The sequence below is a fragment of the Verrucomicrobiota bacterium genome (assembly GCA_016200005.1).
In the GTDB taxonomy this organism is placed as follows: domain Bacteria; phylum Verrucomicrobiota; class Verrucomicrobiia; order Limisphaerales; family PALSA-1396; genus PALSA-1396.
In genome coordinates this window covers 80,569-96,783 of the sequence record JACQFP010000033.1, presented here as the reverse complement: position 1 = coordinate 96,783, position 16,215 = coordinate 80,569, and the positions used below count along the sequence as shown (strand labels likewise).

The window sequence follows — 16,215 nt, the reverse complement described above, 5'->3', positions numbered from 1 at the left end:
GCCGCCACACGCCGCACCGCCCTAGCCAGCCGAGTTGCCAGTCAGGGTACAGTTGTTCAGCGTGGCTTCACATGCCCCGCCGCCGCCGGATGCCCAGTTGCCGGTCAGTGTACAGTTGTTCAAAGTGCCCTGAAACGCGCCGCCGCCGGCCCCGGCAGCCGAGTTGCCTGTGATGACGCAGTTGGTCACAAAAGCGTTCGTGGATTCACACCACAGCCCGCCGCCGTGAATCACCAATCTCTCCAATTGCCAATTCCCGTTGGTAAGCGTGGCCCCGCTGGTCAGGGTAAACCCGGACAGGCTGGCGCCGTTGGCGAGATACACGCAGCGAATCGCGCCGTCGCCGTTGGTGGTGCCGGGCACCTGGTAGCCTTGGATGATCGTCACCTCCGCTCCCATCAAACTTTCGACCGTAACGGCCCGGTCAATGGCCACGCGATTCACCAGCACGTTTGTTCCCACCGCGCGTCCGCCCGTGGCGTACACCCCGCCGGCGACCCGGACGGTCTCGTCCGTCTGCGCCGCGTCCACGGCCTCCTGGATGACGTGGGCGGCGGTGGTCCAGGTGGTATAGGGCGGCGCCGGGCTGGGGCTGTCCTGCCAGACGTAGCGCGTGGCGGCGGAGGCGCTGGCGGTGGAAAGCAGGAGGAGAAGGATGGCCGCGAAAGAACACAAGGAGCGCAAAGCAGAGAGCACGAGCCTTGGCTCCATGCGTTCCTTGCGTTCTCTGACGGCGATTGAAGTTTCTGGCCAGCGGTTTGGATTTGTTTGATTTGTTTTCATGGTTCTTTCGGTCGTCGGTTCACTGGTTACAGAGGGAAAACCGGGAATTTGTCACAGGAATTCTTGCCCTGCCCCTGGCGAGGGCTTGGTCAACCGCGAGCCAGCCAGGCCACCGGGACGTGGATTCCTGTGGCCCACAGAAGCAAACGCAGGGAACGAAGCCTGCCGGTGCCGCTTTTCGTTGCCTGCGTTGCGCTGGGCAGGCCACAAGCCGTTGTTGCGCGCGGTCCGGCTTCGTGTTAAAGCAACAGCGTGAAAACGACGTTCGACATTGCGGAGGCGCAGGCGCGGTTGCCCAAGCTGGTGCGCACCAAACAGACCGTTTCCCTGCGGCAGGCCAATGAAACGGTGGCGTTTCTGGTGCCGCGCGAGCGGATGGAGGCGCTGCTGGAGACCATGGAAATCCTGGCCAACCCACAGGCCCTCCGCGCCCTCCGCCGCGACCGCTCCGGCAAAGGCCGCTATCTCCCCTTGTCGGCGCTCGATGAAGCTTAGAGTCGAACTCGATCCGCAGGTGGCCGGCTTCGTTCGGGCCTTGGCGCCGGAGCCGCGCCTGCGCCTGCGCCGCGCGCTGCGCGGGCTGGAGCAGGAAAAAGGCGACCTGAAACAACTCGAAGCGGACCTCGCCGGCTACGCCCGTCTGCGAGTAGGAAGCTACCGGGTGGTGGTTCGATTCTACGCTCAGGGTGGCCAGCGCGTCGCTCGTTGCGTTTTCGCCGAAAAGCGTCCGGTCGTGTACGAATTGTTTGGCGAGATTCTGCGGGGCGAGGCCGGGAAGGCCTAACGGACGCCTGCCGGACGGGCTCCGCCGTAACCTTGGATTCTGCGTTTGGATTGCCATCGTGTTTCGGTTTTCTTTCGGGTTTCGGATTTCTACGATTCGAGTCCAACGCAAAGACGCAAAGACGCGGAGGCCGCAGCGGTTTGGTGTCCACGCTTCAGCGTGTTCTGGCGGCCTGGCACCCTGAAGGGTGGACACCCAACGCGATTCTTCAGACACACTCTGAGAACTGACAGTTCGTTGCTGCATTGATTCTTCGTTGTTCCTTGCGTCTTTGCGCCTTTGCGTCTTTGCGTTTCACCTCTGCGTTCAGTTCCCCACCCCCACGCGGTAGAACAGCGGAGCCAGGGGCGCGGCATTGGTGTCGGTGAAAGTCGTCGTGCCGGGTTGGCCGGGGAGGTTCGGGGACAACAGCGCGAACGGCGGGCTGGCCCACAGATTCGTGCTGCGCTCCAGGAAATAGTTTACCCCGGCCACGCTCTGCCAACTCACGGTCACGTTGGTGCCGGCGGGCGAAGCCGACAGCAGGCGCAACACCGAGAGCGCGTTGGTGGGATCGGTCTGGCAACGCCACTCCTGCCAGGTGGTGTGACCGTCGGCGTCCGGGTCCGTGGCATCTGCCGAGCCGTCGGTGGGCAGGCCGAATTGCTGGAGCCAGGCGTAGGAAATCATCGAGCCGGGGCCTTGGAACTCGTAGGCGCCGATGTCCACAGTGGCGCTGACGATGCGCGGGAGGCCGTCCAGGTCTGTGGGGCCGGGGGCGTAGGCATTGCGGCCGGCGTTGATGCAGGGGGAGTTGGATTGCAGGCGCAGGTTGCCGCCGGCGTGATTCACGAAGAGCGGCGCGTTGGTGATGTTGCCGAAACCGTTCGTTGGCATCGGCGTCGTGGAACAGTAGTTCAAGTAAACTGAATTCCAATGATCAGGCGCGTAGTTTGGACCGCTCGGAGCGGTGTTAGAATAGAGGATGCAGTTGTAGAGCATGCTCCCGCTCGCTCCGCCTCCAGACCCCACCCCCTCCTCAGCTGCCGAGTTGCCCGTTAGCGTGCAGTTGTAGAGGGTACTCCCGCGCGCCACGCCCCCACCACCCTGCCGACTTGCCGAGTTGCCGGTAAGCGTACAGTTGTAAAGCGTGCTCGCAAACGCCCCACCGCCCTCGTCCGCCGAGTTGCCGGTCAGCGTGCAGTTGTTCAAAGTGCTGTCAGACGCCCCGCCGCCGCCGTACTCAGCCGAGTTGCCCGTCAGCGTGCAGTTGTTCAGCGTGCTCGCGTCCACCCCGCCGCCGAAAGAGCCGAATGCAGTGCCGGGTGCTGAGTTGTCGGTCACGGTGCAGTTGTAAAGCAGGCTCCCGGAAGCCCCACCCCCGTATGCAGCTCTATTCCCGCTCAATGTGCAGTTGTAAAGCGTGCCGCCAGACGCCCCGCCGCCGGCCCCGAGCCACCCCACCAACCCGAGACCAGTCGCATTGCCGCTCAAAGTACAGTTGGTTACCACTCCGAACCGCTCACAGAACACCCCAGCACCATCACCAACCAATACATTCCCATTGATCAACGTATAGGTATTCCCATTGGTCAGCGTAAATCCACTCAAGAGCGCGCTCTCGCCCACGTAGGCGCAACGCACGGTTCCAGCCCCGTCGATCACGGTCGCCGCTGGCCCGTTGACGCTGCGCACCGTGAGCGACTTTTCCACCGCCACGCGGTTGACCAGAATGTTTGTTCCCACCGCCCGCCCGCCGGTGGCGTAGATGCCGTTGGTCACCACGATTTCGTCGCCCGCCTGTGCCACGTCCACGGCGTCCTGGATGTTCGTCGCCGCAGTGAGCCAGTTGGTGAAGGGCGGCGTCGGGTTCGTGCTGTTCACGTCCACGTAGCGCGCCCTAGGAATCATGGATGTCCACAGTTCAAGGTTGTCGAAAGTGACCTCGGCCGTTGAGTTTGTGCCCCAGTTGTATTGGAATATCTTGAGGTCCACAACATCCCCCATGGTCACTGGCGCTCGTCTTACGTCCGGCGCAAACGGCACTGAATTGCCGGTCAAGGCTAGGACTTCGGCCGTGGTGAGTGACCGATCAATCTCGGGCGTATCTACAAAGCGGCGTTCATAGAGGACGGCGTTGAGGTTGTCCTTGTCCAAAACGCGGGCCGTAAGAACCACATCCGCGCCCATCCGCGACATCGCCAGCGCCAGGACGACATTCGTATTCTTGATCACGACCGGGTCACAGGAAAAAGCCACGACACCATCTCCCCCCGTAAGTTTGACGATGGAAATAGCGTTGCGCCCCTTGATAAACATGTAGGCTTCGTAGGTGCCCAAATAGCCAGGCTCGATTACTACGTCACTCGTGTTCTCATTCATGCCGACGACGTCAACCCGCCACTCCAGGGTCTGACCGATAGCGAGGTTCCAGTTCTTGGTCCGCAAGCCCTTGGTCCAGATGCCCAATTCTGGAGTCGGATAACCACGCCAAAGGCCGCGCACTTTGAACTGCTGGTTGGTTTCGATGAGTCCACCCTCGGCATTGCTCATCAAGCTCCACCCGGTCAGCTTGTTGTCATCGAAATTGTCGACCACCACGTTGGTCGTCACCAGTGCCGGCCGCATCACATAAAGGCGGGCCACGGCACTGGTTCTCCCAGCGGTGAGATTGGTAATGACCACGCGGTAGTCACACGCGTCCCACGGCTGCACATTGGTCAGGACCAGCGCGGCATTGGTGCAGTTCGCGAGGTCGGAAAAACCGTTGCCCGGGTTTTTCTGCCACTGGTAAGCGAGCGGCTCTGTGCCCCTCGCGCCGACGTCGAAGGTGGCAGTCGCGCCGGGAGTCGTGGCCTGCGTTTGGGGCTGGTTGGTGATGACGGGCTGGGCAAAGCAGATACTGGCGGCGGCCAGAAACAACGCGGACGCGAGGAGAAAACTACGGTCGGCGCCCGGGCAACGCGGCCATAAACTGCGTGGATTGGTAAGGCGCGTCATTCCGTGCGCGCCGTTCGGAGGGTGGGTTGCCAGTTGCGGCGCGCACGGCGTGACGCGCTCTACCTTGAGGTTCATGGATTGGTTTGGTTTCGTTTTCATGAGGTCGAAAGTTGGGTGGTTGTTCTTGCAGCGTTGAGTCCAGTCCGGACGGGGAGTCTGTCCCACTTGGTGGTGCAGACTCCCCATCGTTCCGTCGTCAGCAACTCGTTCGCTGAGTTGCGACCGATCCGCTATGGTAGGATGGGCACGCGCTGGGCGGTGTCTATCACGCCGGGAGTCGTGACCACCGGTATGGCGCCCGGGTCGGGCATCCCGTCGCCGTCCGCGTCCGCCGCCGCCGGATATGTATCGATGGTGTAATTCAACACCGCGTGGTCACGATCGGTGTATTTCCAGGTGCCGTGCCCAATGATGATGGCAACGATCTGCGGCGGGTTCTGACCCGCCTGTACATAGCCCACCAGGGTCCATTTGGCCGTGTCACGGTTGATCATCTTCGTTTCACCGACGAACTCACTCATCCTGTCTCCGCCAAAAGCGGCGATTAGGCCGGCAGTGTCGGGGCCATAGGACTGGAAGTTGACATGACCGGCCATTGTCTGGGCCTCCGGGTCCAAAGGCGCATGCACTGCGGTCCAGACGCTTCCAGCTCCTTTGCCGATCCAAGACCCGCCCAGTTGGTAATGCCTTTGGTTCATCCAGCCCACCGTCGCCCCAGCGGCGATCAGCAGCACGGCGAGGAATCCCCAACGCGTGATCCTGCCTTTCGGCAGTTTGTTTAGCAACGTTTTCATGATGTTAACCTTTCTTTGTTTTGGTGTTCAGGTGAATCCGCAGCGCGTCGTTTTGATGCGGCTGCCTTCAACCTGTTTGTACTAGTTTTCAATGGTTACTAAAGCAGTCCCCGGAAAAAGTAACGGAACGAGCCGTTCGGTGGGATTCCGCCATGTAAAGCGTCCAAGATTCCACAATGGCGCATCGCGGCCATAAGCCTGCTGAGAGGGTAGGGCGCGTCACTCCGTGCGCGCCGTTCGGAGGGTGGGTTGCCAGTTGCGGCGCGCACGGAGTGAAGTGACGCGCCCTACCTTCGTTGTCGTCCGCTGAACCGTTGCCCAGGTTTTTGGCCGGGCGTCGCTGCTGACGCCGGCCGAGGAGGTTCAGGGAATCGGCACCTTTACGGGAATGGCGCGGAAGAAACGGCCCAGGTCACGATCGGTGTTGGGCACGGCGGGCCTGAAATCCGGCCAGAGGTTCGCCTGCGGCGGTTTGAGCGTCGTCGGTTCCTTCCAATGCCACACTTCGGCATGTCCATCGGCAAAACTCACCGTGCCGGCGTTGCCGTGGCGCGTGGCCGGGAAACTGAGCCACGTCCACACGGTCGTTCCAGGATATACGTAGAAGTCTGGGTTGTTGTAGCAGAAGAGGCCCTGTGCGATGCCGTTTTCGTGCTCGTCCACGAACAACAGCGCCTGGGCCGGGCTCGGATTGCGAATCTGATTGAACCGATGCCAGGTGTATGGATGACGCCAGTCGGCCCGGTCCGGCCACATGCCCATGGACCAGCTCAGCGAATAGCTGCGGGTTCGTGGGATGGTGCCCTGGTCGCGCACGGTGGACTTGTCGGCCGGGCAGCGATAAATGCCCAGGGACCGGTTGTAGCTGAACAACACGCTGCGCTGGATGTTGTCCGAGGTCGTGTCAGTCCAGGCATTGCCGAACACCCAGGAGTCTGGCGTGGCCGACAGGGCGGCGCGATCGTTCATACTGCCGAAGTCCGGTGTGGTGGGCGGCAGCGCGTCATTGAAATCCCCGCAATACATCTGCCAGCAAAGCTGGAGTTGCTTGAGGTTGCTAACGCACGCGATCCCCTGCGCCTTGGCTTTCGCCTTTCCCAGCGCGGGCAAGAGGAGCGAGGCGAGAATGGCAATGATCGCAATGACGACGAGTAGTTCGATGAGGGTGAAACCGAGGAGGTGGCTACGCCGCTCGGAGCGCGGACAGCCATGTCCGCGTAATCCTGGCGCAGTGGTTGGGGACTCGCGGACATGGCTGTCCGCGCTCCGGCGACATGGATCGGCTCTGACTTCCAAATCTGAGGTCCGACGTTCGAGGTCGGAATCCAGAGTGAGCTTATTCACGAACCTCAAGGTAGGGCGCGTCACTCCGTGCGCGCCGTTCGCAAGACCCCCTCCGACCGGCGGCGCGCACGGAGTGCCGCGCCCTACCAACCCACGCAGTTCATGGCCGCAGTGGCCAGCCACCAACTGCGGGGTTCTTCCTTCGCCCACGCCAAGGGATCTGTGGTTCGTTTTCATTTCACTTCAGCCCCGGAATCACGTTGATGGTTGCCATCCTTTTCGGCCGCCTCGATTTCCTCCCAGGAGGGTGCGTGCCAGAGGTCGGCGACACCGTCCCAGCTCAGCGCCGCCAGCGTATTCCCGTCGGGAGAAAAACGCGTCCACATAGTCCAGTTCCCGACGGCGTCCAGGCCGATCAGCTCTCGTTGACCGACATAATCCCAAACCTGGAGGGCCGGCTGCAGTTGTCCTCCGATAGATCCTCCGGTCACCAACCGTTTGCCGTCGGGGGAGAATGCCACTGAGACGACGCTATTCGCGTGAACCGACAAAGTAGCCACTTCGCGCCAGGAAGACGCGTCCCAGACCCGCGCCTCGCCACGTACCGGGGCGGCCAGGAGGCGACCATTCGTGGAGAAGACGGGTGCAAACGATCCGCCGGTGTCTGAAACCAGCACCCTCTTCAACTCGCCTGAGGTCCAGTCCCACAATTTGAGCGGCGGCTTGCCAGTGTAGCTCACGGCCAGCAGGCGCCGGTCGGGAGACTGGGCGAGACCATAAGCCCAATCCACATCAATCGGACCAAAAGGAACGCTCTGCCACGAGGCCACGTCCCAACGTATCACCTCCACCTTACGGTGCGTGAGCATGGCAAAGGACACGAGCGTCTTTCCTTGATCAAAGAAAAGGACTCCATAGATGGGGATCTGATGCGGTCGGAATTGCTTCACCAGTCTTTTGTTCTTGAGGTCCCAAACCTTAATCATTCCATCATAACCCCCGATGACCAGCAGGCGCTCATCTGGCGAGAGCGCCAGGCTGAAATTATTGGTGCCCAGGGCGGAGATGCGTTGGACCTCAGACGCGGTGGCGACATCCCAGACGGTGACTGGGTTCGTGAGCGAAGCGGTGAAAAGGCGGCGGCTGTCCGCCGTGAAGGGAACGCCGCAATTCACCACAGGGAATGGCAGCTTCTGATGCGCCGGTGGCCGCGGTTTGCCAAATGCGTCCCAAACCCGTACCGAGCCATCTGAATCGCAACTCACCAGGGTTCGGCCGTCGGGAGAGGCAGCCAATCCTCGCAGTCCCGAGGTGTGGCCTTGAAAGCGGCGTGTCTCGCGCTTCTGTTGAATGGCCCATGCCCGAACCGTTTCGTCGTCACTGGCAGAGAAGAGCGTCCGGCCATCGGGAGAAAAAACCAGTTTCGAAACCCAGCCCCGATGACCTTCCAGGCGGCCCAGAGGGTCAAGGGAAGCGACATCCCAAAGGCGAATAATGCCATCGGAATATCCGTAGCCGGAAGCCAGAATCCGGCCGTCGGGCGAAAAAGCCAGGGCCGTCACGCACTCGCTGTCGGGAGAGGGAGGCGGTATTTTCCGCTCCTGGCCGGTTCGCCAGTTCATTAGTCGAATCGTTCCGCCCCACTCCCCAAGCACGAGCGTGGCCCCGTCCGGGGAGAACAACGGGACGCGCGTGTCCCCGTTTATAAACTCTGAAGCTGGCAGGTTCTTGACAATGTCGCCCGAGGGCAGGCGCAGAATCCGACACTTGGGATCGGCGTAATACACCGCCAGCAAAGTGCCGTCCGGGGAAAGGGCGAGCGCGGTGACCATACGGGGCTGGGGAATCGAGGAAACGAGTCGTTGGTTCGCAACATCCCAAATGTTGATCGAATGGTTCCCGTTGGTATCGCTATCGCCTGAAACAATGAAGTCACCCTGTGGAGAAAAGGCCATCGCGTTCCTCGCACCTTGGTTGAACAGTTGGCCGGTTTTCCGCCGCGCAGTCCAATCCCACAGATCAATGATGCCGCTCCTGTGCCGCACCGCCAGCAGCTTGCCGTTGGGTGAAAAAGCCACATTGACCAAAGCGTTTGAATGCTGAGTGAGTTTGAAGTGCGCATCCTCGCGGCACAGGCCCCACAAATATCGCCATTCCCAGCCGCGCAAATCCATTTCGGATTTCCGCTTTCTACTTTCTGCTTTTCCCGCGGGCAGATACTTGTTCAGCAACTCGATCGCGCGCCCCAGACTCCCCTCCTTCAATGCTTGTTGCGCAATGGTCATGTCCCCCGCATACGCGTGGCGCAAGGCCAGCATCTCGCCGGCTCTGGCTCTTTTCAACTGCCAGAGGATTCCGGTCACCCCCAGGAGAAACGTGAGAACCAAGGCCGCCGCCAGGCTAGCGAACGCCGGCCTGCGCCGGCACCATTTCCACGTCTTGCCCAGCAAGTTTACCGGGCGGGCGAGGATCGGCTCGCCGGCCAGGAATCGGCCGAGGTCGTCCGCCAGTGCCTGCGCGGTCGGGTAACGACGGCCGGGCTCTTTTTCGAGGCACTTCAGACAAATTGTTTCCAATTCTTCCGGGATGCTGGGATTCAGCAAGCGCGGCATGAGCGGCTCGACTTCAACCACCTGCTTCAACAGCGTGGTGAGCGTATCCGCCTGGAACGGCGGCTGCCGGGTGAGCAGGTGATACAGCAGGGCGCCAAGAGAATAGATGTCACTGGCGGGACCAACGTCGCGCGAGCGGCCCCCGGCCTGCTCGGGCGAAATGAAACTGGGCGACCCCAGCACCTGGCCGGTCAGGGTGAGTGACGAGTGACCAGTGGCGAGTGACGAGTCCAAAGTCAGGCGTTTGGCCAGACCAAAGTCGGTGATGTGGGGTTGGTCCAGTTCATCCACAATGATGTTCGAGGGCTTGAGGTCGCGATGAACGATGTTGTGGTCGTGGGCGTATTGGATGGCTTCGGCCACCGGTTTCAGGTAGCCGGCGGCGCGTCGAGCCGGGAGCGGGGCATCGCGTGCCAGTTCAGCGAGCGTCTGCCCCTCGATCAGGTCCATCGAGAAATAGGGGCGACCTTCGTGTTCCCCCACCTCGTGAAGGGCGACAATATGCGGATGCTGCAAAGCGGCAACCGCGTTTGCTTCAGCCCGGAACCGCCCGACCGCGTCCTCGCGGCTCAACGGGCCCGACGGCAGGAGTTTCACTGCCACAATACGGTCCAGGTTGACTTGGCGCGCCCGGTAAACCACCCCCATTCCGCCTTCCCCGATCTTCTCCAACAGTTCGAAATTCCCAAACCTCTGTCCGCCGAAGCCGGCCCCCGGTTCTCCGCCTCCGCCGAACGCCAAGCCCCACTCGGCCGCGCCAGCCTTCAGCAGGCACCTGGGGCAGAGGCCCTCCGGCGCATGGCTGGGCAGCTCGCTTTTGCATCGGCTGCAAATACGCGTGGCGTTCATGTTCATCATGCGATCCGACCGTCACTCCGCTCCGTAGCGCAGGTTGGCAACCTGCTGTTTCGCCGACTGGCAGTCGGCGGGCCGTCCCCACGCTGGCGGCGTCCGCGGATTGCCAATCCGCGACACAGCAGACTCCAGTCTGCGCTACGTCGCCGACCGTCCGGTTCAGCGGTTCAAAGCGCAAATCACTTCGGCCCGGCGGTGCGGCCTGACACGACCCTCACGACCGTTACTAAAGCAAACCGGGACGACAAGTAACGCTTCACCCACTCAGAACTGCGCACAGGTGACGCAACTCGTCCTCGGCTTCCTTGGGATCAGCAACGGTATGCGCAATCTCTTCCCGCAGCAGTTGGCCATAGCGGGTGCGCAACCTTTTCACCGCCATTTTCAAAGCCCCTTCAGTTGTGTCCAGCTTCCGCGCCAGCTCCGCGTAGCCTGAGTCTTGCTCTCCGGTCAAAAAGACCTTCAGTTCGTCGAACTGCTTTGCTCGCCCGGCGGCCACCGCTTCCGCGCGCAAACGCCCGAGCACTTTTTCCAACAGGGCGAGCGCCCAACAATGTTCATAGACTTGTTCCGGCGAAGATTGTGACAATCCCCCCTCCATACATCGTTGTTCGACGGAATCGTCCCCCAGCGGCAGGAAAGTCACGCGACCGCCTCGCTTCACGGCGTGCGCCCGGTCCCATTCGTTGGCCAGAAAGTGGTTGATGGAACTCAACAGGAAAGAGCGGAATCGCCCGCGGCGTGGATCGGCGAAGGAAAGCCGGTTCTTTTGCAGCAAACGGAAAAAAAACTCCTGGGTGAGATCCTGGGCTTCCTCCAGGTCAAAGCCGCGCCGCCGGACGAAGGCGTAGAGCGGATGCCAATAGGTGCGGCACAACTGCTCCAAGGCTTCCGACGCTTGCGCATCGGTGCATTGGCCTGCCGCCAGCACCACACTCCAGTGGGTGGTGGCGAAAATGGCCGCGGTGGAGTTCATCTGGGTTGCTCCAGGACCGGACGCCAATCCGCAGTCTGCTCCCTGGCAGGTTGGAGTCAACCCTGTCTTTGAAACGAGAATCGACGGCCGCCACAGGAAATCGTCAGCCGGTTTTCGGTCTTCGGTCTGACGTTATGACATCACCCAAGCCCCTCTTCTCCTACTGGCCAACCTTTTCATAGCGGATCACCACCGCGCTGGGGCGGTCGTTCAACACGACGGGGACACCGCCGTCCATCAACTGTCGGCCCGTGATGACGTCGGCCTCCGGTGAGTCCAGGTTTCTCACGCGGTAGCGCGCTTCGGGGTCCAGGCCGTGGAGTCGCAGGTCCGCCGCCTTGTAGATGCTCTCGCTGCGCCGGAAGACTTGCAGCATGCCCGTGCCGAGGTCCGGTCGGTCGAATTGCCAGCCCAACCAGGACGTGTTCTCGAGGCTGTACGGTGTTAGCGGGTAATAATCGCCGAGATAGTTGTCAGCCACCTGACGGAACTGTTCGCACAGCCGTCGCATCAAGTCGTAGTCGGCGTCCTTGATGCGCACGTCCCAGATGCAGTTCAACAGCGGAGTCATGTTGCTGCGAAAATCGTAGGCCGCGTAAGTTCCCGTGCCGGTCCCGCTCAGCGGAAGCCAGAAAGAAATCCCGTAGCTGTGACATTGCGTGCCGACCGGATCGAGCCGGAAATCGGTTCGCCATAGCGGCACCGAGCGGCGCATCGTCTCCAAGTCGTTTCGGCGACCGCCGCTCGCGCATGAGTCAATCAGCAACCCCGGATGCCGGCGCAGCAGCTCGTCCCAATAAGCCAGGTAGCCGGTGATGTGGTGATTCTCGGTGATGCCCTGACGATCCTGAGCATCGTTCTTCCGCCACAAATCGAGCGGGTCCATGTTGAAGTCCTGGCGGTACAGATCAATGCCCTGGGCGGTGATCAACTTGCTAACGTGGTCGGTCAGCCATTGGCGAGCCTCGGGATTGCCGAGATTCAACAGGCCACCGCTCTTTCCGCCCAGGATCCATTCGGGGTGTTTTTCGGAAAGCCACGTGCCGGGGGCAACCCGTTCTGGCTCGAACCAGACGATGGTCTTGATGCCGTTGGAATGCGCATGGTCGCTGATCGCCCGGAGGCCTCGAGGGAACCGCTTGGTATCCACTTCCCATGTGCCTGTCTTGCCCCAGTTGCCGTCGCAGAAGTACCACCCGGCGTCCATCCACCAATAGTCAATTTTCAACCGCTCCTCGAGGTAGCGATTGATGAACTGCAACTGATTCGCCTCGTTCGCATCCACCATCTCGCCGGTGAAGTGTGAACTGCAGCCGAAGAGCATCGGCTGGATCGGTTTGCCGGCGGGCTTCGGCACGTTGTGGGCGAGCATCCATCGGCGGAAAGTGTTCTGCGAGCGAATCCGGTCGCCCTTCCAGAATTGCAGAACGACCAGCGGCGTGCGCACTTCCTCCCCGGGCAGCAGTTTGAAGTGAGTCTGCTCCTGTCCCGCACGCACCCGCAGCCCGTTGGCCTCGTCACGCGTGAAGCTCGCCGCCCACTGGCCGGGCCAACCCACCACGGCGATGACGCCTTCACCCGGCCACTCGACGTTGAAATAGGGCCAGTCGCTGTTCGACCCGCGCCCGCCGGACGTGGCGATGCGCTTGGCCGTCTTGTGGGGCAAGGCGGTCCGAAGCGGTTGGTAATCATTCGCTGCACACGGACTCCCGACGTGATGATTCAAGACAAACTCATCGGGCGCGGCGAATCGCGCATAGACCTCGTCCTTCTTCCGCTCGAAACGAGCGTCCAAGGCTTGAACGTCCGCGATGATGGGCGTGTCCGTCGCACCACCGTTCTTGAAATAAAGCGTCCATTCGACTGTCGGGAAATCGAGGTACTCAATCGCAGCCCAGCGGAGCGCCAACTTGGTCTTGGGGTCGGTCCAGGTCCAGGTTCGCTGTGTCCGTTGAGCGTCGAGCTTTTTAACCTGACGATCCAGCGGCCAGTCTTTGAGAAGTGCGGCCGAGGACTGGCCATCGTAGCTGAAAGAGAAAGGCAGATCCGTGGGTAGCGGTGTTTGCACCTGCCCCTCAATGATCGGCAGATCACCCAGCCACAGAATGCGACCGTCGGCCAACGCGATCTTCGCATCCGCCCAGTCCGCCTGGTCACAGGTGATGCCGTCGCCGTCGTCACCGACTTCGAGCAAGAATTCCGTCGCGCCACTGAGGTCGAGGTTGACTCGCTCGGCTGGCAACCCCTCGCGCATGACCTTCGAACGGAACGCCTCCTTCCCCGCGACCGTCACCGAGAAGACGATGCTACCGCGCCCACCGCGCGTCTGAGAGTTGCTGTCCACGCCAACGAAAGCCGAGAAAGCCTTGCCCGGAGCTGGCAACCGCACGGCCACCTTGCTGGTCGCGTGGCAGAATACTCCACGCGCGTACTCCGTGTTGCCGATCGTGAGCGGCCGACCCATTCGCGTGTTCAGGCACAACTCATCGAAGTTGGTCAGGACGGCCAGTCCCCATCTGGGTGGGGCTGCTTGCTTCTCGTCGTCAAACTTCGCTGCCGTCCAGCGGTGCAGTTCCCGCATTTCGGCGGAGTTCACGGCCACTGCGGGGATTTCTGCCGCCCAACCCAGTTGGACCAGCATCGCCACCGCGATCAGTCGCGTCACCACTCCCCAGGTCGTAACCAATTGTCCAATAGAGCGATTATCCTCGAGCACGTGGAGACGCTACCCGAACGGAGAGGCCATTCAAGGGCAGAACGGCAAGGGTCCTCCATAGATCTCGCCCTCAAGGGGCGGCTCCCGCATACGCTGGCTGGCCGGGGATGTAAATGCTTTCATAGCCGGGCAGCGTCGGGATCAGCCGGTCGCAGGCGAAACACCAGAGGTCCCAGTGGCCGTCAATGTAGTTGCCGTTGTCGGGCAGCGGACAGGCTTGAGCGTAGAGATACCATTTGCCCGCGATCTGATACAGCGCGGGCGTGGCGACGTGGTAGATCGTGTCGTCGCGGTACAGGCCCGTCCATTTCGTCTGAAGCACCGCGTCCACGTCGGTCTGCGCCCAGCCGGTGGCGGGGTCTTTGCTCACCGCAATGACGGGCCGCCAGCGTTTGCCCGCCGAGATGCCGACTTCGATGGAGAGCAAATAGGTGCCGCCGATTTTGAAAACCTGATGCCACTCGTAATACGCGCCCGGCGTGGACGGAAAAATCTGGCCCATGCCGCGCGGATCTTTCTCGTTGAAGTGGCGCGTCCAGATTTTTCCGTCGCGCGAAGTCGCCAGCCGCAGTCCGGGCAGCGTGCCGTCCTTGCCGCGATAGGAGTAATACAGGAACCAGTCCCATCGCCGCTCCTTCGCGTCCCACTCGCGCAACACCGCCGCCTGCGAAGCCATTTGCTCGAAATACGGCGCGGCTGGCTCGGGCGCGAGCACCGGCTGCGCGCCGACGCGGCGGATGGCCGCGGGCGTGATGCCGGAATATCCATCCGCCCCGGCCGGACAGATCGCCAGGCCAATGCGATCCTGAACTGAAGCCGTCGTGCCGGAATAATAAATGTAGTAGGCGTTCTCCACCGGGAGGTAGAGGACTGCGTCGAGCCGGATGCTGCCGGAATCCCAACCCTGTTTCCCGGGACTGAACACCGGGTTGTGTTCGTCCTGATGCCACGTGAACGGGTCGGACTTGAGCGACCACGCCTTGCCGATGAAACACAAGTTCCGGTTCGTTGCCGGCACGCCGGAGTAAAACATCACGAGGCGGGCCGGGTCCTTCGGGTTCGGCAGTATGCACGGCTCCTGCACCTGCTGCGACTCCCACGCCGCGTTAGTGCGGTTGATGATGACTTCACCGCGGATTGGCTCGAGTGGAACGGCCGCATCGGCGGCGAGGATCGGAGAATGCGGAACGGACAATAGGAGGCCGGCGCCGAGAACGAGCAGAACTGATTTCATAAGATGCAGCCTCGAAGGTGTGAAGCAAGCGGGCCGACTTGAGATTGTTGGACTGAAACCACGCCAGCGCGTTTCACACCGGAACGAAGGTAATTACTTGGTTTGGAAATGAGCACTGCGCTTCCAAGCGCATCATTCTCATGGCCTGGCGGAGTTCGTCGATTCCTATTTCGCTGACGCTGCCATGCGCAACGCGATCTCGGCAACGCGTTTGCCGACGCCGCGGACGGTGTTCAGACTACCTTCGTCTTTCGAAAGTTCCTCGCCCTGCGATTGAATGGTGCCGCCCCAATGATCTCCCGGTTTGCCATCGCCCACGAGGATCATTCCTTGGGAAAGCATGAACATGATCAGTTGTTGCAGGATCAGCTCCACCCCGGTGTTGCGCCCGGCCCCGACGGCGATGGCGCCGCCCACTTTGTTGCGCAACGGGAATCCGCCTTGACGAAAGGCGAGCATTCGCTCGAAGAGCTGTTTCAGCGGCGACGAGACGATCCCCATGTAAACCGGCGAGCACATCAGAATGCCATGGACGTTCGCTGCCTCCAATTTCCCGCGCACGACGGGGAAATCATCCGGCCGGTCGGAACTCTTTGAGCCGACGGCGATGTACGGGTCGAGGTTCAGTCCGGAAAGCTCGAGGAGTTCCGTGGTGATGGCCGGACTGACTGTCCTGGCAGATTCGAGGGCGAGTTCCATCGCCTTGAAGGTGGTCTTGCCCTTTCGCAGGCTGCCGACCAGGCCGATGATTTTGACTGATCCAGCCGCAGGCTCGGCGGCGTTCGACAACGTTGAGAGGGTGGCCGCTGACATCGCAGCAGCACCGAGAAAAAGACGGCGGTTCATGTTTTTCATAGAAGTTGGAGGAGCTTGTTTCCGCGTTTGCTCACAGCGTGTCGGAAGGAAATGAGTGGTTCAAGGGAAAACATAGCTGGCGTGCCGGACTATTATCTGCCGTATCTGCCGGGCAAGGAGCTGTTCACGCAGTGGAAAACATTATCTCGAGTTCAAGGGTCATTGCCTGCCGCGGGCCACTGTACGCTCGCAATCGGATATTGCGACGTTTTGAGGCACCCCAAGCCCACGCCGTGCAGTGGTCTTTGACCGAAAACCCCCCAGGTTGCGGTTCTTTTGACCGTGGCCAGGAGATGCAGCCTGGATTTTTGCGCGTAAAGGACTGGCCTCTAACGCGATTGCG

The 16,215-nt window shown here is 61.4% G+C and carries 11 protein-coding genes; 2 read left to right on the top strand and 9 right to left on the bottom strand.

Annotated elements, in window-relative coordinates:
* Positions 1–21: 21 nt before the first annotated feature.
* Entirely contained in the window at positions 22–783 is a 762-nt protein-coding gene (locus tag HY298_12455; protein ID MBI3851070.1) for a hypothetical protein, read from the bottom strand.
* A gap of 252 nt (positions 784–1,035) precedes the next feature.
* Here HY298_12455 and HY298_12450 point away from each other — a divergent pair, with 252 nt between their 5' ends.
* Together HY298_12450 and HY298_12445 are read left to right on the top strand one after the other, a co-directional pair.
* Positions 1,036–1,278: a prevent-host-death protein gene (locus HY298_12450; GenBank protein MBI3851069.1), complete on the top strand. Its 243-nt coding sequence runs from the start codon at positions 1,036–1,038 to the stop codon at positions 1,276–1,278.
* A complete protein-coding gene (locus HY298_12445; protein ID MBI3851068.1) occupies positions 1,268–1,567 on the top strand; it encodes a hypothetical protein in 300 nt (99 codons plus the stop codon). Before HY298_12450 ends, HY298_12445 begins: the two co-directional genes overlap by 11 nt.
* 306 nt (positions 1,568–1,873) lie before the next feature.
* On the opposite strand, the gene HY298_12440 is transcribed toward HY298_12445, so the two are convergent.
* The 8 genes from HY298_12440 to HY298_12405 form a co-directional block, all read right to left on the bottom strand.
* Positions 1,874–4,645: an immunoglobulin domain-containing protein gene (locus HY298_12440; protein MBI3851067.1), complete on the bottom strand. Its 2,772-nt coding sequence runs from the start codon at positions 4,643–4,645 to the stop codon at positions 1,874–1,876.
* 131 nt (positions 4,646–4,776) lie between these two features.
* Complete coding sequence (locus HY298_12435) at positions 4,777–5,340, bottom strand: hypothetical protein (protein ID MBI3851066.1); 564 nt, start codon at positions 5,338–5,340, stop codon at positions 4,777–4,779.
* Between the two features lie 363 nt (positions 5,341–5,703).
* Positions 5,704–6,861, bottom strand: coding sequence for a prepilin-type N-terminal cleavage/methylation domain-containing protein (locus tag HY298_12430; GenBank protein ID MBI3851065.1), 1,158 nt, complete (start codon positions 6,859–6,861; stop codon positions 5,704–5,706).
* Positions 6,858–10,085 carry a serine/threonine protein kinase gene (locus HY298_12425; protein ID MBI3851064.1) on the bottom strand — a complete coding sequence of 1,076 codons (3,228 nt, stop codon included), beginning with the start codon at positions 10,083–10,085 and terminating at the stop codon, positions 6,858–6,860. The genes HY298_12430 and HY298_12425 overlap by 4 nt, the downstream gene beginning before the upstream one ends.
* A gap of 262 nt (positions 10,086–10,347) precedes the next feature.
* Positions 10,348–11,067: a sigma-70 family RNA polymerase sigma factor gene (locus HY298_12420; protein ID MBI3851063.1), complete on the bottom strand. Its 720-nt coding sequence runs from the start codon at positions 11,065–11,067 to the stop codon at positions 10,348–10,350.
* Between the two features lie 160 nt (positions 11,068–11,227).
* Positions 11,228–13,753, bottom strand: coding sequence for an alpha-galactosidase (locus HY298_12415; GenBank protein MBI3851062.1), 2,526 nt, complete (start codon positions 13,751–13,753; stop codon positions 11,228–11,230).
* A gap of 100 nt (positions 13,754–13,853) precedes the next feature.
* Positions 13,854–15,017 carry a hypothetical protein gene (locus HY298_12410; protein MBI3851061.1) on the bottom strand — a complete coding sequence of 388 codons (1,164 nt, stop codon included), beginning with the start codon at positions 15,015–15,017 and terminating at the stop codon, positions 13,854–13,856.
* Positions 15,018–15,182: 165 nt separating this feature from the next.
* Entirely contained in the window at positions 15,183–15,863 is a 681-nt protein-coding gene (locus tag HY298_12405; GenBank protein ID MBI3851060.1) for a flavodoxin family protein, read from the bottom strand.
* Positions 15,864–16,215 lie beyond the last annotated feature (352 nt).

Coding starts and splice junctions, on each gene's coding strand:
- HY298_12420 (MBI3851063.1), bottom strand. CDS start 11,067: ATGAACTCCACCGCGGCCATTTTCGCCACCACCCACTGGAGTGTGGTG.
- HY298_12445 (MBI3851068.1), top strand. CDS start 1,268: ATGAAGCTTAGAGTCGAACTCGATCCGCAGGTGGCCGGCTTCGTTCGG.
- HY298_12425 (MBI3851064.1), bottom strand. CDS start 10,085: ATGAACGCCACGCGTATTTGCAGCCGATGCAAAAGCGAGCTGCCCAGC.
- HY298_12410 (MBI3851061.1), bottom strand. CDS start 15,017: ATGAAATCAGTTCTGCTCGTTCTCGGCGCCGGCCTCCTATTGTCCGTT.
- HY298_12405 (MBI3851060.1), bottom strand. CDS start 15,863: ATGAACCGCCGTCTTTTTCTCGGTGCTGCTGCGATGTCAGCGGCCACC.
- HY298_12430 (MBI3851065.1), bottom strand. CDS start 6,861: ATGAAAACGAACCACAGATCCCTTGGCGTGGGCGAAGGAAGAACCCCG.
- HY298_12440 (MBI3851067.1), bottom strand. CDS start 4,645: ATGAAAACGAAACCAAACCAATCCATGAACCTCAAGGTAGAGCGCGTC.
- HY298_12435 (MBI3851066.1), bottom strand. CDS start 5,340: ATGAAAACGTTGCTAAACAAACTGCCGAAAGGCAGGATCACGCGTTGG.
- HY298_12455 (MBI3851070.1), bottom strand. CDS start 783: ATGAAAACAAATCAAACAAATCCAAACCGCTGGCCAGAAACTTCAATC.